Annotated in this window: 21 protein-coding genes and 2 pseudogenes; 4 read left to right on the top strand and 19 right to left on the bottom strand. The window is 56.5% G+C overall.

Annotated features, from left to right (window positions below; genetic code table 11):
* Nucleotides 1–22 precede the first annotated feature (22 nt).
* Both G3M63_RS10945 and G3M63_RS10940 read left to right on the top strand, forming a co-directional pair.
* Nucleotides 23–310 carry a helix-turn-helix domain-containing protein gene (locus G3M63_RS10945; protein ID WP_163983042.1) on the top strand — a complete coding sequence of 96 codons (288 nt, stop codon included), beginning with the start codon at nucleotides 23–25 and terminating at the stop codon, nucleotides 308–310.
* A 211-nt stretch (nucleotides 311–521) separates the two neighbouring features.
* Entirely contained in the window at nucleotides 522–1,826 is a 1,305-nt protein-coding gene (locus tag G3M63_RS10940; RefSeq protein ID WP_163983040.1) for a site-specific integrase, read from the top strand.
* 22 nt (nucleotides 1,827–1,848) lie between these two features.
* Here the strand turns inward: G3M63_RS10940 and G3M63_RS10935 are convergent, their stop codons facing one another.
* Nucleotides 1,849–2,169: a hypothetical protein gene (locus tag G3M63_RS10935; protein WP_163983038.1), complete on the bottom strand. Its 321-nt coding sequence runs from the start codon at nucleotides 2,167–2,169 to the stop codon at nucleotides 1,849–1,851.
* Nucleotides 2,170–2,377: 208 nt separating this feature from the next.
* Nucleotides 2,378–2,683, bottom strand: a complete 306-nt coding sequence (locus tag G3M63_RS10930) for an integrase domain-containing protein (protein ID WP_256670019.1) — start codon at nucleotides 2,681–2,683, stop codon at nucleotides 2,378–2,380.
* A gap of 156 nt (nucleotides 2,684–2,839) precedes the next feature.
* Between G3M63_RS10930 and G3M63_RS10925 the strand changes: the two are divergent.
* A pseudogene (locus tag G3M63_RS10925) lies at nucleotides 2,840–3,303 on the top strand (IS3 family transposase); the annotation flags it as partial.
* 37 nt (nucleotides 3,304–3,340) lie between these two features.
* Here G3M63_RS10925 and G3M63_RS10920 read toward each other — a convergent pair.
* Nucleotides 3,341–3,726 (bottom strand): annotated as a pseudogene (locus tag G3M63_RS10920) (transposase); the annotation flags it as partial.
* Nucleotides 3,727–3,990: 264 nt separating this feature from the next.
* Between G3M63_RS10920 and G3M63_RS10915 the strand changes: the two are divergent.
* A complete protein-coding gene (locus G3M63_RS10915) occupies nucleotides 3,991–4,821 on the top strand; it encodes an SDR family NAD(P)-dependent oxidoreductase (protein WP_163983034.1) in 831 nt (276 codons plus the stop codon).
* A 22-nt stretch (nucleotides 4,822–4,843) separates the two neighbouring features.
* Here G3M63_RS10915 and folE read toward each other — a convergent pair whose 3' ends face one another.
* The 16 genes from folE to G3M63_RS10835 all read right to left on the bottom strand — a co-directional run bounded on the left by folE (nucleotide 4,844) and on the right by G3M63_RS10835 (nucleotide 20,602).
* Nucleotides 4,844–5,404 carry a GTP cyclohydrolase I FolE gene (gene folE / locus G3M63_RS10910; RefSeq protein ID WP_150300462.1) on the bottom strand — a complete coding sequence of 187 codons (561 nt, stop codon included), beginning with the start codon at nucleotides 5,402–5,404 and terminating at the stop codon, nucleotides 4,844–4,846.
* Between the two features lie 9 nt (nucleotides 5,405–5,413).
* Entirely contained in the window at nucleotides 5,414–6,136 is a 723-nt protein-coding gene (gene folM, locus G3M63_RS10905) for a dihydromonapterin reductase (RefSeq protein WP_150300463.1), read from the bottom strand.
* A gap of 13 nt (nucleotides 6,137–6,149) precedes the next feature.
* Complete coding sequence (locus tag G3M63_RS10900; RefSeq protein ID WP_223825010.1) at nucleotides 6,150–7,016, bottom strand: cache domain-containing protein; 867 nt, start codon at nucleotides 7,014–7,016, stop codon at nucleotides 6,150–6,152.
* A gap of 54 nt (nucleotides 7,017–7,070) precedes the next feature.
* Nucleotides 7,071–8,195, bottom strand: coding sequence for an acyl-CoA dehydrogenase family protein (locus G3M63_RS10895; RefSeq protein WP_150300464.1), 1,125 nt, complete (start codon nucleotides 8,193–8,195; stop codon nucleotides 7,071–7,073).
* A gap of 27 nt (nucleotides 8,196–8,222) precedes the next feature.
* Entirely contained in the window at nucleotides 8,223–9,023 is an 801-nt protein-coding gene (locus G3M63_RS10890; protein ID WP_150300465.1) for a crotonase/enoyl-CoA hydratase family protein, read from the bottom strand.
* Nucleotides 9,020–10,093, bottom strand: coding sequence for an acyl-CoA dehydrogenase family protein (locus G3M63_RS10885; RefSeq protein ID WP_150300466.1), 1,074 nt, complete (start codon nucleotides 10,091–10,093; stop codon nucleotides 9,020–9,022). The genes G3M63_RS10890 and G3M63_RS10885 overlap by 4 nt, the downstream gene beginning before the upstream one ends.
* Nucleotides 10,093–11,244, bottom strand: a complete 1,152-nt coding sequence (locus tag G3M63_RS10880) for an acyl-CoA dehydrogenase family protein (RefSeq protein WP_150300467.1) — start codon at nucleotides 11,242–11,244, stop codon at nucleotides 10,093–10,095. The genes G3M63_RS10885 and G3M63_RS10880 overlap by 1 nt, the downstream gene beginning before the upstream one ends.
* Before the next feature lie 110 nt (nucleotides 11,245–11,354).
* Nucleotides 11,355–12,665 carry an amidohydrolase family protein gene (locus G3M63_RS10875; protein WP_150300468.1) on the bottom strand — a complete coding sequence of 437 codons (1,311 nt, stop codon included), beginning with the start codon at nucleotides 12,663–12,665 and terminating at the stop codon, nucleotides 11,355–11,357.
* Nucleotides 12,666–12,884: 219 nt separating this feature from the next.
* Nucleotides 12,885–14,159, bottom strand: coding sequence for a cytochrome P450 (locus G3M63_RS10870; protein WP_150300469.1), 1,275 nt, complete (start codon nucleotides 14,157–14,159; stop codon nucleotides 12,885–12,887).
* A 98-nt stretch (nucleotides 14,160–14,257) separates the two neighbouring features.
* A complete protein-coding gene (locus tag G3M63_RS10865; protein WP_150300470.1) occupies nucleotides 14,258–14,803 on the bottom strand; it encodes a glutathione peroxidase in 546 nt (181 codons plus the stop codon).
* Between the two features lie 2 nt (nucleotides 14,804–14,805).
* On the bottom strand, nucleotides 14,806–15,315 hold the full coding sequence (locus tag G3M63_RS10860) for a carboxymuconolactone decarboxylase family protein (protein ID WP_150300471.1): 510 nt from the start codon (nucleotides 15,313–15,315) through the stop codon (nucleotides 14,806–14,808).
* 40 nt (nucleotides 15,316–15,355) lie between these two features.
* Nucleotides 15,356–16,531, bottom strand: a complete 1,176-nt coding sequence (locus G3M63_RS10855) for a thiolase family protein (protein ID WP_150300472.1) — start codon at nucleotides 16,529–16,531, stop codon at nucleotides 15,356–15,358.
* Nucleotides 16,528–17,433 (bottom strand): 3-hydroxyacyl-CoA dehydrogenase, encoded by a 906-nt coding sequence (locus G3M63_RS10850; protein WP_150300473.1) that lies wholly within the window; start codon nucleotides 17,431–17,433, stop codon nucleotides 16,528–16,530. The genes G3M63_RS10855 and G3M63_RS10850 overlap by 4 nt, the downstream gene beginning before the upstream one ends.
* Nucleotides 17,434–17,446: 13 nt before the next feature.
* A complete protein-coding gene (locus G3M63_RS10845) occupies nucleotides 17,447–18,298 on the bottom strand; it encodes a fumarylacetoacetate hydrolase family protein (protein WP_150300474.1) in 852 nt (283 codons plus the stop codon).
* Nucleotides 18,298–19,404, bottom strand: coding sequence for an amidohydrolase family protein (locus tag G3M63_RS10840; RefSeq protein WP_150300475.1), 1,107 nt, complete (start codon nucleotides 19,402–19,404; stop codon nucleotides 18,298–18,300). The genes G3M63_RS10845 and G3M63_RS10840 overlap by 1 nt, the downstream gene beginning before the upstream one ends.
* Nucleotides 19,405–19,858: 454 nt before the next feature.
* On the bottom strand, nucleotides 19,859–20,602 hold the full coding sequence (locus G3M63_RS10835) for a TetR/AcrR family transcriptional regulator (protein WP_150300476.1): 744 nt from the start codon (nucleotides 20,600–20,602) through the stop codon (nucleotides 19,859–19,861).
* Nucleotides 20,603–20,607 lie beyond the last annotated feature (5 nt).

The raw sequence follows: 20,607 nt of genomic DNA, 5'->3' as shown, positions 1-20,607 counted from the left end.
CTTCCTTTTACGGAGCAATCGTATGGAAGATCATGAAGCGTTCGGAACCGTCCTCAAGCGATTCAGGAAACAGCGCAAATTGGCCCAAGAAGACTTTGATACGATCAGTAGCAGGACTTACCTCAGCGCCCTGGAACGGGGCCTAAAAAACCCGACCATAGACAAGGTTGGACAACTAGCTTCGGTGCTGGACGTGCACCCGCTTTCGCTGCTTGCGGCTACATACCTTGAAAAAGACAGTACGCTCAGCCTCGAAGATCTGCTGCGCCAGGTGCGCGAGGAAATTGAAGCGTTGGATGGACAGCGATAGCTGCAATGTGCAGCGCCGGTCAACCAGTCCGCTAAACGAAGCTAATTCGAAATTAGACCGCCCCCCGCCCCTGCCACCTCACCGTACGCTTCCCATCCTGGGGTTCGCTTGCTGCTCTGACGTTTGTTGAGAGAATCCCCTGGTACACGGTTGCTAGGCCTGACGAAACGGAACTTGGCGACTCATGCTTAACCTGCCGGTTTCCTGATTGATGCCTCGTATCACCAAAGAACTATCTGCCGCCGAAGTGAGACGACTAACTTCTTCGGGTCTCTACGCCGTCGGAGGCGTGCCTGGATTATTTCTCCAGGTCGGCTCCGGACAATCACGCTCCTGGATTCTGCGCACCATGATCGGAACTCGACGCCGAGACATTGGGCTGGGTGGGTATCCCGCTGTGACGCTAGCTGATGCGCGACTCACCGCGCGCGAAATGCGAGAGTCGATCCGTTCCGGCATCGATCCCGTCGAGGCGCGCAAGCAGGCCAAGGCCGCGCTTGTGGCCAGTCAGGCCCAAAGGCGAACCTTTTCCGAGCTGGCACGTGAGGTGTACGCGGTCAAACAGCTGGAGTTCAAGAACGCAAAGCACTCGGCTCAGTGGATAAACACGCTCGAAACCTATGCTTTCCCTCACTTCGGTGATCGCCCCATTGCGGAAATTACGGCTGATGATGTCCTTGGCGCCCTTCGCGATCTTTGGTTGACTAAGAACGAAACCGCAACGCGCGTCCGTCAACGAATGGACAATGTGTTCACGTACGCTATCCAGAACCGTTACTGCAGCGGCCCGAGCCCGGCGTCCTGGGCGGAGTCGTTGAAGGGCCGGCTTCCGGACCCGTCCAAGTTGGCCAAGAAAGCCGGGGGAAAGAAACACCACCCACGTGTGTCGATCGAGGCGGTGCCAGGCTTCATGAATGACCTGATGGCACGAGAATCTGTCAGCGCACGCGCCCTCGCCTTCGCCATTCTGACCGCGGCACGATCAGGCGAAATCCGACGCGCCGCCTGGGACGAGATCGACCTTGAAAGTCGTGTCTGGACCGTGCCAGCTGAGCGGATGAAGTCGGGGCGGCTGCATCGAGTGCCGCTATCGAGCGAGGCTGTTCGTCTGCTCGAAACCTGCTCTCGCACACGCGGTTCGACGCTGATATTCCCCGGCAAGAGCGGCAACCCGTTGTCAGATAACACGCTCTCAAAACTGATCAAGGACATGCATGAGCAGGCGGTGAACAAGGGCGGTAAGGGATATATCGATAAGCAGCAGGAACGCATCGCCACGCCGCATGGCACGGCTCGTAGTACGTTCAAGGACTGGGCCCGGAAAAACACCAGCTACCGTTTACCTAGCGGGGATCTGAGTAGCTTCCCAGATGAATGGACCGAATTGGCACTAGCACACGTCAACGATGATGCCACCCGCGCGGCCTACGCTCGGGATGAGTTGCTCGAAGAACGGCGCATCCTGATGCAGGCTTGGGCTGATTATTTGATTTCTGGCCAGGGGCAGCGGCGCTGAAGTCAGGCTCGCCTCTGACTGATTACGACTGGGAGCGTTGCTCACGCTCCGCCTTCATGAACGGCTTCGGCGGCGTTCCGGGCTTTCCACACAGCTCCCACAAAATGACCAGTGCGTAGTGATGGTTCTCCAACGTTTTGTCCGCCAGCCGCATCATCCGTTCGGTGCGCCAATAGCGAATCACCTGCCTGGCGCCGATTTGCTGAGGCGAATTGAGATCCTCCGATGCGCAAAATTGTGCAAACTTGATCATTCTCGCGTGCTGCTGCCTACGGTTGTTTTTGCCGCCCTTCTTGCGATAGCCCCTGGTAATTTGATGAGTTGCTTCGACTAGCGGGTGCATCGAAGGCCTCCCACATACGCGGCTACAACGCTGATTCGGTTATGGCCTAACTCACGGGAAATGATGCTTCGTGCCTCACGGTCGGTCTGCCGATCCACGATCCGGCCTGAAATTACCGGCGCCGGATGACCCGTCAGCTCCTCGTATCGTCGACAGGCATAGGCAGCACGCAGGTCATGGTATTTGTTAATACGATGCGCCTTTAGCGTTAGCCGCGCTGTCTTGAGCTTCCCTTTTTGAACTCTTTCCAGTCGAGATCCGACGGTATAACTGCTCGTCCCTGACCTTGGATGGCCGCCGCTGCTTGCAGGGCGGCGAACTGGTCTGCACGGATAACGGGAACAGTCCCAAATCTGCCGCCTTTGGTGCCATCGGTCGCTCCGATCACCCCCTCGACATGCGCCTGCTTCAATGCTTTAACGGCATCAAGCAGCGAACCTTCGTTGAGTCGCAGCCCAAGGCTTTTGGCAAGGAGCGTTACTGCAGCTGCTTCGCTTTGCCCTTTGCTTCGCATGTTCTCGACCGCTGCTTGCACATCTGAATGATCCATTCCGGACGGAGCATCTTTGCGTACAGCGACTCGCCTAGTAATTCCGCAGTCGGCCACAGGCTTGACCGTGCGCCAGGATCTGTTGGCCAAACGCATTACCGTGTTGACTGCGCTGACCGGCTCTATGTAGCCTTCGTTATTGATGTCTTCGCTCGACGAATCGTTGGCTGGCTTGTGAGCAGCAACATGAAAACAGACTTCGTCCTGGATGCCCTGGAACAAGCCCTGTACGCCCGACAGCCAGGCCAAATGGACGGTCTGGTTCACCACATAGCGACAGGGGTAGCCAATACGTCTCCATCCGTTATACAGAACGTCTCGCTGAAGCCGGAATAGAGCCCTCTGTTGGCAGAAAAGGCGACAGCTACGACAACGCCTTGGCTGAAACCATCAACGGCTTGTATAAAGCCGAGCTGATTTACCGGCAATCCTGGCGGAGCCGCGAAGTCGTGGAAATCGCCACCGTGAAATGGGTTCACTGGTTCAACCACCAGCGCCTACTGGATTCGATCGGGTATATACCGCCGGCAGAAGCTGAGGCAAACTTCTACCAGCAACACACCAGTCAGGTCATGGCGGCCTGACTTAAATGGAACGGCCTCAATAAAACCCGGTGTGATTCATCGACCAGCCGACGACTTGGCGAGAGAACAGGTCGATAACCGCGGACAAATACAGCCAGCCTTCATAGGTGCGGATGTAAGTTATATCTGTCACCCAGGCAACATTGGGCGTCGACACTTCAAATTGGCGATGGTGGCCTTTTTTAATATATCCCGCTCTTCCGATACGCGCTTGAGCTCAGCTTTCAGCCGCCGATTCTCGGCTTGGAGCTCATCGTCATGCTGACGTTGGTTCGTCGGATTATCGTATCGCTTGATCCACTGATACAGACTGTGTGCTGACACGCCCAGCCGAGCCGCGACTTCGGCGACAGAATGACCTCGGTCAGCCACCTGCTTGACGGCCTCGATTTTGAATTCTTCGGTGTAGCGAGAGTTGCTCATTGGACCTCCTGGGTGCCTTGATTATAAGGCCTGGAGGTATCTACGAAACTAGGGGAAATTCACCCTGATGCTTGCTTCGAGCCACACCTAAATGGTTTCTGGGACATTCAAAACGCGATGTCGGATATTTCTAGGGCGATGTAATCTCGCAAGCGTTCGCCTCACACTTCACGGCCTGCGGCACCACTAAATTGACACTTTTTTCGTTTGTGTATAATTTATTGAATCAAGACACTTAAAAATTGCCAACTTCGAGGATAATAAATGCGTACATGGCTAATCACAGGCGCAAATAGAGGCATTGGCTGGCACATAGCCAATGCCGCCATTTCGGCCGGTGACAATGTAGTGGTAACCGGAAGGACATTAGCGAAGATCAGCGAAGCGTTTCGCGGCTACGACGCAAATAAAGTCCTAACGCTTGCACTTGATGTCACATCAATGGATCAGAGCCACAAGACAGTGGAATCTACTGTAGCCACTTTCGGTAAGATCGATATTTTGGTAAACAACGCAGGCTATGGCCAGTTGGGCCCGTTTGAAAACAATAGCATTGCCGATGTTGAGCATCAGTTCGCCACCAACGTGTTTGGCTTGTTCAACATGTGCAGAATGGTGTTACCTGTGATGCGTAAAGAACGCTCTGGGCATATTTTCAATATTGCATCGATCGCTGGCCTTGTCGGAATGCCGGGTGCTAGCGTGTATAGCGCCTCCAAATTTGCCGTCGCTGGTTTTTCAGAATCCTTGGCGCAGGAAGTTGCAGGCTTTGGCATTAAGGTTACTTCGGTCGCACCCGGTGCCTTCCGCACGGACTTTCTGGACGATAGTTCAGCTCACTTTGGCAGCGAGCCCCTTCCCGAATATAAGACATTCTCTGATAAAGTTCGCTCATCATCTGCTAACAACAACCATAAGCAACCCGGATCACCAGAGAAGCTTGGCCAGGCTTTAGTCGAGTTAGCATTGAATCCGGAAGCTCCACTCCATTTTATAGTGGGTTCCGATGCCGTCGGGCTGGCTGAAACCCGGTTAGCCTCGAGAAAACAGGAAATGCAGCGCTGGGGAAACTTAGCTATTTCTACTGACGCCTGACATCTCAGCAAAGATGGGCCGGTTAGCCCCGGCCAATCAGTTGCAGGAACTCCTGACGAGTGTTACCTGATTCACGGAAAGCACCCAGCATAACCGAGGTGAACATAGTGGAATTTTGTTTTTCAACCCCGCGCATCATCATGCACATGTGCTTGGCTTCTATCACTACGGCCACCCCTTCAGCCTGAGTCACCTGCTGCAGTGCCTCCGCGATCTGACGAGTCAGGTTTTCCTGTATCTGCAGACGTCGAGCAAACATGTCGACAATGCGCGCCACCTTGGAAAGACCAATAACCTTACCGGTGGGAATATAGGCAACATGGGCCTTGCCGACAAACGGCAACATATGATGCTCGCAAAGAGAGTAGAGCTCGATATCCTTGACGATCACCATCTCGTCACCCTTGGCATCGAACAGCGCATTATTGACGATCTCTTCCAGCGATTGCTCATAGCCCTTGCACAGAAACTGCATGGCCTTGGCTGCTCTTAGCGGAGTCCCTGCCAACCCGCCCCGCTGCGGATCCTCCCCAATGCCGCGCAAAATCGCCTCATACTGGAGAGCAAGATTCTCTGTACTCATTGTGTTTCCTTAAGCAAATTTGAGCATGCCGCCGCCGTTCAGATCTTGGCACGTACCGGTTATATAGGGATTGCCCATCACATAGCGCACAGCTTGATAAACCACCTCGGGGCCTGGCTCGACGCCAAGAGCCAAACGGGACAGGATATGTTTCTTGAACTCTTCACTATCATTGTCGTTAAACATGATCAGCGCAGGGGCGATACTGTTGACCTTGATGTCCGGCGCGAAACGAGCAGCGAAGGATCGCGTCATGTTTTCCAGGCCGGCTTTGGTGGCCAGATAGGCGACGTGATCAGCATTGCCCCCGAGCGCATCATGATCGGTAATATGGATGATGTCAGCCGGGCCTGAATCGAACCAGTCTGCAGCCGCCATATTGATCATGTAGGGAGCCTGCATATGCACCATGCACATCTGCTGAAACTGCTCGGGCGTCAACCCCTCGTCTTCCAGCCACAATGAGGCGTTGTGAATGATGGCTCTTAAACGTAACCTCTTCGCCGCGACTGCCGCTATGAACTCTGCAATGCCTTCCACGGTTGAAAAATCAGCCACGATGACGTCAATACCCTGCAACGGAGTGGTTTGCCACTCCGCTCTCAGCCGGCGGCAGCTGATTACCACCTGGAAGCCATCCTCAACCAGGCGGCGAGCGCAATGCAAACCTACGCGCTGACCGCCGCCAGTGATCAGAACGGCTGGCCGGGACTTTATGGGCGCATCAGGCATATCAGCACCCTCGCTACTGTTCTTCGTCCAGGTAGTACCCCACGGCAACGATATAGTTGTCCGTCGCCTCGAACAGGGTCACTTTCGGTTCATTCTTGCGGGTTACTGGATTGGGCCACAGATAGGAAATACGACCGCTCCCGCTCTGCGCAGCGGCCTCCAGAATTTGGCTACCAATTGGATGTCGGTCGGCGGAGTGCAGCTTGCGAAAATCGCTGCCGACCAGGCGCAGATTGTAACCATGGGCAATGAAGCGCTGAGTTTCGCGATCAACAACAAAGGCGTAAAGATCATCCCGAAGGTACTCAGCATCCAGCTTGTTGATTCGCTCGAAGGTCTGCTGTGGATTTTCCTTCACCGCCTCCACGACATGATTGAGCAGCGCTTTCGCTTCTCCTTCGCTTGAACGGGGCATGTAATAGCCCACCGAAAAAACCTTGCCATCAACGCGTTGAAAAAAGACTCGCTTGCGCTCTTCGCGGCCATCCTGCCAGTTCTGCCAACGATAGTCGGCATGATGTATTGTGTCGCTTGGCGGCAGGGCCAGCGCTTCCTTGAAGCCCTTGTTCAGGTCGTCGTTCAGCGCCTGGCTGACATCTCGCCCAATCAGATTGGCCGAGGGCCCACCACTGGCGAGCATGATGCCGTCGGTATCGATGACATAGACATAGAGTTCGTCATCAATGAACTGTCCTTGCCGACTGAACGCGGCGATGGCCTTTTCGCCATTCTCCTGATAGTGGTCGACGGCTTTGCGCAAAAGCGACTTTGCGCGATCCGCCTCTTCGGCGTAGCGATCTTCCGGAATGCCCTGACCAAACACATTGGCAACCAGGAACATCGTGGCAACCAGAACAACATTTCGACAGATCAGTAACATAGCCTATCTCCTGCTTTTTGTTTTGGGCGGCAAGATCTGAAGATCCAGGCCTCGTCAAAGATTCCTGCTGATAATCTCCTTCATGATTTCCGAGGTTCCACCGTAGATCCGCGCAACGCGGGCATCAACCCAGGCACGCCCTATCTTGTACTCGCTCATGAAACCGTAGCCACCATGAAGCTGGAGCAACTCGTCAAGCATCTTTCCTTGCATTTCCGAGCCGAGCAATTTTGCCATTGCCGCCACATCGGCAGTCAACTCGCCAGCCATGACCTTTTCCAGACAATCGTCGACGAAGACACGTAACATGGTCGCCTGGGCCTTCACTTCGGCCAGCTTGAACCGGGTATTCTGGAAGTCAAACACAGTGTTGCTGAACACCTTGCGCTCGCGTGTGTAGGCGATTGTTTCTTCAAGCAAGGTTTCAATCGACTGTGCTGCGCGCAGCCCAATAATCAATCGTTCCCAGGCAAGCTGATGGGTAAGGTACTTGAATCCCCGGTTTTCTTCGCCGAGCCGGTTGCTCACCGGTACACGCACGTCGTCGAAAAACAGCTCGGCAGTGTCCTGGCCTTTCAGACCGATCTTGTCGAGCAACCGGCCCTTGGAGAATCCGGCCCGGTCGGTTTCCACACACACCAACGTAAGATCCTTGCCCGCAGGGTCCAGTTTGGTAGCCGTCACCACCAGATCCGCGTTGCCGCCGTTGGTGATAAAGGTTTTCTGGCCAGACACTACGTATTCATCACCTTCCTGGCGCAGTACGGTGCGCATGGAGCGCAAGTCGCTGCCGATTCCCGGCTCGCTCATGGCAATCACGCCAATCATCTCGCCGCTGACCATTTTGGGCAGCCATTTGTGTTTTTGCTCTTCGGAACCATAGGCGACCACATAGGGCGCAACGATTTCCGAATGGGTAGTAAAACCCACAGCCGTGGCATTGGCGCGTGCGAGTTCTTCGATCATCACGGCTGAATGTCCAAAATCCCCGCCCGCACCGCCGTATTCCTCAGGCACGGTTGAACACAGCAAGCCCATTTCGCCGGCTTTCAGCCATACTTCCTTGGGAACAATCCCGGCTTTTTCCCATTCATGCAGATTCGGAACGATTTCCCGCTCGACAAAGCGACGGGCCTGTTCCCTGAACATGTTGTGGTCTTCACGAAATACGCTACGCATCGTGATGGTCTCCTTTGAGCAGGCTCATTATTTGTCGTTGAAATTCGGTTCGCGCTTCTCTACAAACGCACTGACCGCTTCGCGGTGATCTTCAGTGTGGTGAGCCAGAGACTGATAGGCGGCCGAGAGCTCGAGCAACGAGTCCAACCGCATGTGCTGACCTTCACGCAGCAGGCGCTTGCAGAGACGCAGAGCATGCCCCGGGTTCCGGGCAATGCGCTCGGCCATCGCCAACGCTTCCGACTCTAGCGCCTCCGGCGTGCAGACCTGCTCAACCAGGCCCCACTCCAGCGCCTTGGCCGCATCAATGGTGTCCCCGGTGAAAGCCATCAGGCTGGCCTTGGGAATGCCGATGATGCGCGGCAACAACCAGGCGCCGCCGTCACCCGGCACAATGCCAAGTTTCACAAAGCTTTCAGCGAACAGGGCTTTATCGCTGGCGATGCGGATATCACACATGCACGCCAGATCAAGCCCCGCGCCAATAGCGGGTCCGTTCACCGCAGCGATAATCGGGATATCCAGTTCGTAGAGCGCCAGCGGGATCTGCTGGATACCGTTGCGGTAGGTATCGCGCAGGTCATATGGCGAGCCGGCAAAAATGCCCTCGCGATTCTGCATGTCCTTGATATTGCCGCCCGCACAAAAAGCTTTGCCGTTACCGGTCAGGACCATGACCCTGACGCTCTGGTCGCGTCGCAGATCGCGGCAGAGGTCGACAAACTCCTGCATCTGGGACGGTTCGGACAGGGCGTTGCGTGTTTCAGGACTATTCATCCTGACCACGGCTACTCCGCCGTTGCGTTGTACCTGTAGAAACTCGCTCATAGATGTGATCCTTGTGGCGGGACGATCAACTCTTGTTGCTGCGCATGAGTAATGGCGGGCCAGAAGTTCTGGGCGCCAGCGGCGCAGATGTGCGCGCCGAGCAGCTTGCTCCAGAACGTCGACGATCCGTATTCACCCCGCCATGCCCACAAGCGACGGGTCAGCAGGTGCAGCGTGTATTCCTGGGTAAAGCCGATAGCGCCATGCACTGAGTGACCTATCCCCGCTCCGAGACTCGCCGCCTCGGCCGTGCTTACCTTGGCGGCAGCGATACTGAAGGCAGCCAGGTGGTCGGTGGATTCGACGAAGGCGGCTTCGGCAGCAATGTTCGCTGCGGCCGTCTGCTCCGCCAGTACAGCCAGCTGCTGCTGGATCGCCTGGAATGCCGCAATGGGCCGCCCGAATTGCTTGCGATCCGCCGCGTACCCGGAGGTGAGTTCCATCAATGCGGTCAACGCACCAGCCATCTGCGCGGAGCGCAACATGGCGCCACCGGTAAGCAAGACCGACTCGCTGAGCCCGGCGGGCAAAGGCGCCGATGCCACGACGTTCGCCGCGGCGAACTGGAGCGTATCGCGAGGCTCTCCGGCAATATTGGTTCCCTGTATGATGTTTTCCGCTGCAGCCGGCTCCACTAGCAGGACAGTGCTTTCAGCTCCCTCCCCCACCATTGCAATCACCAGTTCGGCGTGCCGTCCCCACGGCACCTGACGCAGCTCGCCGGAAATCCTGCCACCGTTCCACTGCAAGCAAGAGTCGGTAGCGACTGTAAGCACACCGCTCCGGGCGCCAATACCGGCCTTCTCCAACAACCAGTTGCCCAGCAACATTTCAACCAGCGGAACGGGCGCTGCAAACCGGCCTGCGGCGCGGGCGATAACAAACAGCTCGGACCAGCTGGCCTCTGCGCCGCCGGCAGCTTCTGGCGCCCCTGCCAGCAGGATGCCGTTGTCCTCCAACGCACTCCAGAGGTCGGCGGACCAGGCTCCGGACTCAGCCGCGCGGATGTATTCAGGCGTGGCGATGTCACCCAGTAAGCGTTCTATTGTCGATTCAAAAAGTTCTCGCATTATCTGAGCCCCAATCCACGTGCAATGATCCCGCGAAGGATCTCGCGAGTGCCCCCGCGCAATGAGAAAGACGGCGCCATCTGGGTCAGGTAGGCAAGCACCTGGGCGTGATCGGACCCGCCGCCCACCTGGGGTTGTTCTTCAACCAGCACCTGCAGCATTTCCGGGAGATCCTGCTCGAAAACATTACCCAGATCCTTGACGCACGAGGCAGCCCAAGCCGGGTTCTCACCGTCGCTCAACTGCCTGGTTACCGCCAGCGACATATTGCGCAGCGTCAGCAATCGAGCGGAGATGCGCCCTATTTCTCGAGCCTGCAGCGCGTCGGGCTTGGAGCCGATAGCTTTGATGGCCGTGTGCAGCAGCGCAATGCTGCTGAGAAAACGCTCCGGGCCGCTGCGCTCGAATGCCAGCTCGGCAGTCACCTGTCCCCAGCCGTTGCCCTCTTCACCCACCAGGGCGTCCGCGTCCAGGCGTACGTTATCCAGAAACACTTCATTGAAATGCTCACCGCCCGCCAGATCGGCAATAGGCCGAATCGTGACGCCGGGCAGACTCAGATCGATGATGAACTGCGACATGCCGCCGTGGCGGCCGCTTTCTTCCTTGTTACCGGTGCGCAGCAACGCAATCATGTAATGCGAATGCTGGGCATTGGTGGTCCAGACCTTCTGACCATTGACCAGCCAGCCATTGTCGACGCGCTGGGCGCTGGACTTGATGGATGCCAGATCGGATCCGGAGTTCGGCTCGCTCATCCCGATACAGAAATAGCTTTCGCCGCGGCATATCAGCGGCAGGTATTTTTCCTTCTGAGCTTCGGTGCCAAAGCGCAGGATCAGCGGTGCGCTCTGTCGATCAGCGATCCAGTGGGCCGATACCGGCGCACCCGCAGCGAGCAGCTCTTCAATGATCACATAGCGTGCAAAGGGTGATGCCTCTGCCCCGCCGTACCGTTTTGGCAGCGCCATACCCAGCCAGCCTTTCTGCCCGAGCAGGCGACTGAACTCGGCGTCGAATCCCATCCACGAATAGGCTCGTTTGACCGGCGGATAATCCTGCAGAGCCTGATCGATAAACGCCCTGACGTCAGCACGCAGCGCTTCGGCTTCTGGCGGTATGGTGCTGTAGTTAAATTGGGAAATACTCATCAACAAGACACCCTCAACTGCTCGAAGCAATGCAGAAAGCAGGTTTGTTGGTTGGCCCCCGCCTCACCACCGGCTGCGGCCGATGGCAAGGCAAGGCGTTAGTCCAAGCGTCAGATGGCCGTTTTGGCGTCTGCACTTTCAAACATCGCATTGATGTCGCCGGAGGTGACGGGCTTGCCATCTTTACGCGTGACTTCGGCGCCGCCGAGACCCAGAGCAGGCTCGGTGCTGACATGCGTCGCCTGAGCGCGGAGTGCGCCGACTGTGCAGTTTTCACGACCACCGAGGACGGCGAACGGATCATAAGAGAACTCACGCATGGCGTTGAGGTGGGTAACCTTATTGATCTGTGTGTCGGTCAGGTTTTTCAGATGCGCCCAGGTCGTTTCGGGAGAATGCGGCCAGGTGCAATCGGAATGCGGATAGTCGCTTTCCCAGGTAACCATGTCTTCGTTCATGAACTTGAGATTCTGCAATCCGAAGTTGTCCTCGATAAAGCAGGTAACGAAGTGCTTGAAGAAGATGTCACTCGGCATTTTTCCGCCGAAGTCCGCATTGGTCCAGGCGTTGTGATGACGGTGAGTAAAGTCAGCCCGCTCAAGAAGATAAGGTACCCAGCCAATGCTGCCTTCTGAAAGAGCCATGCGCAGGGTCGGAAACTTTTTCCACATGGGAGCCCAGATCCAGTCGGCCGCCGCGTTGGCGATCGAAATCGGCATGGTAGTGATCCAGGCGTCGATAGGCGACAGGTCCGAAGCGTGTTCTGCTTTGCCGCCCGAACCGATATGGCAACAGATCACCACATTGTTATCGGCACAAGCCTTCCACATCGGGTCCCAGTATTCGTCGTGAATAGACGGATAACCCAGGCGGGCAGGGTTGTCCGAAAACGACAGCGCGTGCACACCCTGGGCAGACAGACGCTTGATCTCTGCGACGGCGGCTTTCATATCCCAGTAAGGCACCAGCATCAGGGGAATGAATCGACCCGGCATCGCATTGCACCAATCGTACAGGTGCCAGTCGTTGTAGGCCTGGATCGCCGCCAGGGCGATTTCCCGGTTGCCATGGGTCTGGAAACGCTGGCCGGCAAAACCAGGGAAGGTCGGGAAGCACAGCGAGCCCAGTACGCCGTTGGCGTTCATGTCATCGACACGCGCTTTCACATCCCAGGTACCACGACGCATCTGGTCGTAACCCAGCGGCTCCATCCCGTATTCTTCCTTCGGACGCCCCACTACAGAGTTGAGGCCCATGTAGCCGGTAGCTTCTTCTTCAAATACCCATACATCACGATCCCCACGCTTTTCGACGTGCGGCTCACGACCTTTGAATTTTTCAGGCATGTGGTGTTTGAAGGCGTCCGGCGGCTCGATCGCATGGTCGTCCACACTGACGAGGATGAGGTCTTCGAGATTCATGGTGTATTCCCCTTCGCTGTTCGCGGATTGTGTTTGTTCTACGATGTTAGTTCAGATCAGAGTTGATTTAAACACATTTTTGATTTGTGTCTATATCTTTTTGGATTATCACGGGGGGGTCTTGCCTGAAGCTGCCTCCCTCGATTCGCTGGAGACGAGGAAACAAGCAGGTCTCTGGCCGGTTTTCAGCGAGCCCTGCTTGATACTGGTGCGGCTAACTCAGTCCCAAAGGACGTGCAATTTATGCGGACCGCGGAGCTGCGCCCCGGTAATTTCCGGGGCCGGTTTGGAAGGATCGAGACGGATATTCGGGAACATGTCCAGCACCGCGTTGAGGGCGCAGTTGATTTCAGTCTTGGCGACGAACTGGCCAATGCACATGTGCGGCCCGAAACCAAAGCCGAAGGACGGACGCTGCCGACGGTCGATATCAAAGGTATCGGCGTTATCAAAGAACTCCTCGTCCCGGTTGGCTGAGCTGACGATGCACGACACCATCGCCCCCTTGGGAATCTTGACACCGCGAATTTCGGTTTCCTCCGCTGTCTGGCGCACCTTGAACGTCGCAACAGGTTCGAAACGAATCGATTCGTCGATCGCCTTGTTCACCAGGCTGCGGTCGTTGCGCACGCGTTCGAGCAGTTCCGGGTTTTCCAGCAGCAGCGTCATCAAGGTGCCGAACGTACGGGTAGTGGTCTCCCCCGCCGCAGGCAGCAGCGAACGCACGAAGGTAGTGATCTCATGGTCATCAAGCGAGCGGCCTTCATATTCGGCGCGGATCAGGCGGCTGATCAGGTCATCGCCTTCCCCACCTTCGGCGCGGCGCTCGGCAACCACTACCTTGATCGCATCATAGAGCGCAACTACCGCCTCCATGGCGGCTTTCTTGGCCGCCTGGGCCTTGGCCGGATCGACTTGCGGACCGGCAAGAATGGCCAGTGCCCAGGCAGCGTACTGCTTTATTTTTTCCGGCTGGTCGTTGGGAAAGCCGATCAGCGAATAGATGACCCGGATCGGGAAATACAGCGCAAAATCCATCAGATCCGCACCCTTCTGCGGCGCCATCGGAGTCAGAAATTCCTCACGAATGACCTTGTCGATGCGATCTTCCTTCCAGCGGTTGACAGTGTCCGGCATGAATACAGGTTGCAACAGGTTGCGCATGTTCTTGTGCTGATCGCCGTCCATTGCGGTCAGGATCAATCCATCAAAGAAAGCGCCCAGTCCTTCTGCGATGAACCCGCTGGTAAACTGGTTGGCGTCGCGCATGACGCGCATAACGTCGTCATATTTGAACAACGTGAAGCACGGGCGATCAGGGTCTACACCCGCTATCGACGGAACGCCCAAGCGCTCCATGAAGTTCCCTTCCAGCACCGGGCTATTCTTGCGCATCTCGGCATAGGCCGCGTGCAGGTCAATATCGGTACCCTGATAATTGCTCGCCACATCGGCGAACACCTGTTCAAGGTTGCTTTTGTTCTGTTCAGACATGACGCTATCCTCTTGTTGTTCCTGGCATCGCTTTCCAGCTTATGCCTGAACGCGCAGAATTTGAACTATTTTAGGTTTATTGCTCAATAACCGTTTTTTCAACGGGCCAACCATTCGTCGATAACGGTCAGCCCTTGGGGCTCGCTCATATCCACGTCCGGCGCAAAGCGCGCCACGACCTGACCGTCGCGGTTCATCAGGAATTTCTCGAAATTCCACAGCACCTCCGGCGCGGCGTTCGGCTCGATGCCATATCCCGCCAGCTTCGAACGCATGGGACCCTCACCTATCGCTTCCGGCGCGGCGGCGGTCAGCGCCTTGTAGAGCGGATGTTGCTGTTCGCCATGTACGCTGATCTTCGAGAACAAGGGAAAGGTGACGTCATATTCGGTGCTGCAAAAGTTGGCGATTTCCTCATCGGTGCCGGGCTCCTGCGCTTTAAAATCGTTGGCGGGAAAACCCAATACCACCAGTCCCGCGTCCTGCTTTTCCCGGTATAGTTTTTCAAGCGCTGAGTACTGGGGTGTGAGCCCGCAACGGGACGCCACATTGACGATAAGCACCACCTTGCCTTCGAACTCGCCGAGCGTGGTGCTGGTGCCGTCCATTTTTTTCAGGGGGATCTGCTGCAGTTCAGTGTTCATAATCAGTCCTCATAGGCCTGTTGGACATAGGTCATGCGGCCGCCGGCCAGCATCAGCGCGCAATACATGTTCAGTTCGGTGATTTCAGCCAGGCTGAAAAAGCCCGCCAAGGCTTCATAGTGCTGGTCATCCAACGCCATATAGTCACCGGCGAAAAGTTCGGCGTAGCGCAGGGCGGCCTGTTCGGGCGGCGAAAAACGGTCACTGTCTGTCGCCAGGCAGGCGATATCGTCTTCGCTCACCTCATCCGACTTTCTCGCCAGCTGACAGGCTTTGCAGGTAGTAATACTGGCGATCTTCAGGCGAACCAGCTCTTTGAGTCGCTCACCCAGCAAACTCTGGGTATGAAACTGCTCGAGCAATGAAAGCCATGCTTGCGCCATCGCCGGGCGGTGCGCCCAGACCTGGACAGGCACGCTCGAACTGAGCATTCCCGAAGCCAGACCTCGGTCCAGGGCAGTCGCCAGGCTCTCGGGCAAGGCCGAAAACGGAACCGGTGTAATCCTCGACATACAAGACCACCCTGCACCGATCTTGATCGGCGCTGTCAGCTTAAGGAAGACGCTCGATCAGCGTCGCGGTGCCCATGCCACCCGCGCAGCAGATGGCTTGCAGGGCATAGCGACCGTTCCTACGTTCGAGCTCGTTGAGCATAGACGTCATGATTCGCGCACCACTGGCACCCAGCGGATGCCCCAGCGCCACGGCGCCGCCGTTCACGTTCAAGCGCTCCGCCGGAGCGCCGGTCTCCTTGAGCCAGGCAATCGGCACCGAAGCAAACGCCTCGTTGATTTCAAACAGATCGATGTCCGCAAGCTGCAAGCCCGACTTGGCGAGAATCTTGTAGGTAGCTGAGATAGGACCTGTCAGCATCAGGGTCGGATCAGCGCCCACCGTTGTGATCGACTTGATCCGCGCCCGTGCCTTCAACCCCAGCCGTGAGGCTGTTTCAGCCGACATCAACATCAGCGCAGCGGCGCCATCGGAAATCTGCGACGAGTTCCCAGCCGTTACCCGCCCGTTTTCCGGACGAAAGCTGGTTTTCAGCGTAGCCAGCTTTTCCAGGGACGTATCGCGACGAATGGTTTCGTCGGCGGCGAACAGGCCAGTGAATCCTTCGTAACCCGTTTCGCAGTAATCGCCCACCGGCACCGGCACGATCTCCCGATCGAAATGCCCTGCATCGACGGCAGCCGCAGCATGGCGATGGCTTTCCAGGGCAAAGGTGTCCAGTTCTTCGCGGCTGATCTGCCACTTTTCAGCGACGCGCTCTGCCGCTTCGCCCTGCGAAGTCAGCTCGTACTGCTCGGTAGCTTTCCAGCCAAAGGCTTCGCCGTGAAGGTCCCGATTGCTGCCCATGGGCACCCGACTCATGTTTTCCGCGCCGCCTGCCACCACGATATCCGCTGCACCGGCAGCAATAGCGCCCATGGCCGCGTGCACCGCTGCCTCGCCAGAACCACATTTGCGATCCAGCGTCAGGCCAGGCACTGAAGCCGGCCAGCCCGCACCCAGCAGAGCGGTACGTGCTATATTGGCCGACTGCTCACCGATCTGCGTCACGCAACCGAAGATCACGTCATCAATCTGCTCGGCGGACAGACCCGTACGCTGAAGCAATTCATTGATGACCAGCGATCCAAGGTGATCTGCCCGTACCCCGGCCAGGCTGCCGCGAAAGCGGCCAACCGGGGTTCGTACTGCTTCCACAATGACGATGTCATTCATAATGCGCTTGCCTTGAGCCCGGAAGCCGGAACCCGATTGCCGTCTTCATATTTGTATACGCCGTGGCCGGTCTTGCGACCGAGGCGCCCTGCTCCAACCATCTTGATGATCAGCGGACAGGGACGGAACTTTTCGCCGAGGGTTTCGTGCAGATAGCGCAGCACGGAAAGACGGGTGTCCCAGCCGGTAAGATCGCCGAGTTCCAGCGGACCCATCGGATGGTTGAAACCCATGCGTAGCGCCGTATCGATATCCTCAGCGGTAGCTGTGCCTTCCTGAAGCATATACATCGCCTCGTTGCCCAGCAGCGCGGACATCCGGCTGGTGGTCAGGCCGGGCGATTCGTTGACTGTGATCGAGGTTTTGCCGATGGCATCGCAAAGATCCTTGGTTCTGGCGACTGTTTCATCGCTGGTAGCCAGGCCGCGAACCAGTTCGACCAGTTTCATCTTGTGCACAGGGTTGAAGAAATGCATGCCAATGAAACGCTCAGGTGCCGGAATCGAGGCAGCGATCTCGGTCACACTCAGCGCCGAGGTGTTGCTGGTAATGATCGCGTTATCAGCCATTACCGCCGCCGCCTGGGTAACTACCGCCTTCTTCACCGCCAACTGCTCGGAAACGGTTTCGACCAGCACCTGGGCGCCGGTAGCGGCTTCGGTCAGATTCTCGTTGGTCGACAGTCTGGCGAACGCGGCCTGCGCGGCCTCTTCGGTGACCTTGCCCAGGCGTACGCCATCGCCCAGTATTTTCTCGATGCCACTATAGGCTCGCTTGAGTGACTCGGCGTTGGTATCAACCAGAACGGTCTCGAAGCCCGAGCTCGCGAAAGCGTGAGCGATGCCAGTGCCCATCAGGCCGGCACCGACAACCACAACCTTGTTACTTTTATCAGCACTCATTCGAAGAGCCTCTTTAAACGTTTTTTTCACTGACCACGTTGCGCAGGGTGCCAATGCCTTCAACCGAGGCTTCAACAACGTCCCCCGCATTCAGGAAGCGGCCTGTCCCCAATCCGACACCTGCGGGCGACCCGGTAAACAGGATATCTCCGCAGGCAAAGCTCGACCGCGCCTGGACAAAAGCGATCAACTGCCCCACATCCCAGGTCATATCCGCAGTAGTACCGTCCTGACGAACCTCACCATTGACTGCCAGCGTCAGACGCAGCTTGGGTGAACCCTGGGGAAATTCGTCCTTGGTGACGATCCAGGGCCCGACGCCCGTGGTGCGGTCCTGGCTCTTGGCGGCAAACAGATCCATACCGATACCCTTGGGACCGCTGCGCTGAAGATCGCGCGCGCTGACATCATTGCCCACGGTATAACCGAGCACGCATGCGAGCGGATTCTGGAGATCGATCTCACTGCTGCCAATCACCGCGACCAACTCAACTTCGTGGTCCAGTTCCCCGGTAAGCGGAGGAAAACGGATCGGGTCGTGGGCGCCGATCAAGGCGCCGTAAGCCTTGAGAAAAGCCACCGGCTGGGCAGGCGCCTCAAGGCCGAAGTCATCCTTCAGGTGTTTCAGGTAATTGGCACCCGCCACCACGACCCGGTTGACCGGATCGATTGGCGGCAAGAACACAACATCGGCCATTGCCACCGGCGCGGAAGCCAGCGACAGCGCGCTGATTCCGGCACCGGCGGCGACCCGTGGAGCCCACTCCTGAAAGTCACCGTGGATTGGGTTGACTTCATTGTGCTCCAGATCCACAACCGCCCAGAAAGGCTTACCGCCCTTGAGAGAACAGCGCGCCAGTTTCATCAGGCACCTACCTTACCGGCAGTCTTGGCAGGGTCACCCACCTTGCCTACCTTGGCAGGATCCAGGTGCAGCAACTCGCAGGCATTCTTCCAGCGAATCCGGTCCATATCTTCCTGGGACAGCTTCAGGTCGGAGGTCAGATCGTGGCGCACCGCGTCACTGCCGCCGAAGTTCGAGCCATACAGGACGCGATCAGCACCTATCACCTCAACCATCGCCTGACGCATGGGTACTTCATGCAGCTCAACGTCAAAATAGAAGTTGCGCAGATATTCCAGGAAAGGCTTCTTGTTGTAGGACACATCAAGGTTCGGGTTGGTCTGAGCCATACGACCAAGCTGGTAAGGCACGTAACCGCCGCCATGGGTGATGTAGACCTTCAGGTTCGGGAAGCGATCAAACACACCACCGTTGATCATGTACCAGAAACACTTGGTTTCATCGTAGTTCATGCCGACGATTGCGGTGGTTTCGTAGCGGTCAGTGTTGGCCTCTTTGCCCCAGGTCACTGACTGGTTGTAACCATGCACGAACATGGGCACATCCAGGTCGCACAGCGCTTCCCAGACTGGATCCATTTCCGGCGAATCGAATTCCAGACCGCCAAAGTTCGAGCCACCTGCTACCAGCCCCTTTGCTCCCAGTTCGGTTACCGCGCGGCGAATTTCTTTGGCTGCCTCGACAGGTACGTTCAACGGCGCATGGGCCCAGAACATCAGACGATCCGGTGCGCCGGAACAATATTTGGCCAGCGAATCGTTTACCGTGCGGGCAAAGGGAACGCCGAACTCAGCTTCGGCCCAATACATGTAGCAGTGGCTTGGCACGGAAATGACCTGGGCATTCTGACCAGCCGCATCCATCCCGGCGAGGCGATGCTTGGGGTCGGCCCATTTCGCCATGTATTCAGCAACCTGAAGCGTTTCGCCACGGGCGTGGGCTTCACGCAAAGCGACCTTGCGCTCTGGCGCCCCCAGAGACAGGATCCATTCACCAACGCGCAGTTTTATGTCGCCATCGGGCTGTGATTCAAAGGCCGGACCCCAATGAGGATGCTGGTCATAGTATTCCGGATGTGGCGCATGTGCATGAAGATCGATAAGCATGATGTAGACCTCGGTTTTGTTCTATTTGGTAGAAAAGCCAGGCACTTGTGGCCGAAGCGAGCGGCGCCCTATGCAGAAGCATAATACAAAATGATCATATATCGCAAAACTGTTCAATTTCTTTATGTCTTTCGCGCTGCCTTTGGCCCGCATTTCGCCACCTCGGTATCCCGGATAACAGCTCGCATAAACATTCATCTTGTTGAAAAATAAAGGATATATAGAGCGTAAAACGCTCTGATGCTTACCGGGTAAGGTTCCAGCGATAACCTATAATTAAGACAAACTTGGGAATAACGACTAAATAATAGCCACAGAAAAGGAATAAGACGCGGCGCTGGCCGCGACTATCAGCCGAGAAGGAGGGGGATCAGAAGAACGGCCAGACAGCTTATTGGAGGATGGCTGACAAGAGAAACACAGGCAAGGGAGGCAGGCGCCTCCCCAGATGATGTCAGCGCCGTGTCCGCGACGTAGAACCCATGGTAAGGGAAGCGACCAGGCGCCTCACACGTGCGGGAAGCAGACGTCTACCGGAATTTTCCGGCACCAGGATTTCACTTAGAACATAACGAATGATCATTTCGCAGATCAGCTCCCGGTCCAGCTTGACTCCGAGCTTTTCATCCCAGTCGTCAAAGACGATGTCCAGGGTATCCTGGAAACGCAATATCGAATCGTGGAATATTCGCCTAAAAAACCCAAGGGCATACTCAGGCGCCACTAGCAGCAACCGCTGAGCCCGACTTTGCTCAAGGTAATTATCTATAAAGGTGATCAACGCATTGAGCCGTGCTTCGGGGTCTTCAACCGTACCAATGGTGTTCATCAGTACCTGATGAAAGTGATCGCGCTTGTGCCGCGAAAAGGTATCCAGCAAATCTTCCTGGGAGGAAAAATAGCGGTAGAAGGTACCCCGCGACACACCTGCCGATTTACAAACATCAAGAATGGATATCCTGTCCGCCCCTGACTGTAGAACCACCTCTTCAGTGGATTGCAGAATGCTATTGATGGTTTCTTCTGATCGCTTGTTCGGTTTGACCGCTCGGGCTTTGCCTGAACCGGAAGCCAGCCGAGGCGTAGTCTTTTTTGCCTTTGAGCGCTCCTGGATTTTACTGCGACCCGCCTTAAGTGCCGCGCCTTCCCGAACTACGTCAGCAGATACCACTGTGTCGTCAAGCTCTTCATCAAGCATACTCA

This window comes from Pseudomonas sp. OIL-1 (assembly GCF_010669185.1).
GTDB lineage: Bacteria > Pseudomonadota > Gammaproteobacteria > Pseudomonadales > Pseudomonadaceae > Halopseudomonas > Halopseudomonas profundi.
This window is presented reverse-complemented; position numbering and strand designations above follow the sequence as displayed.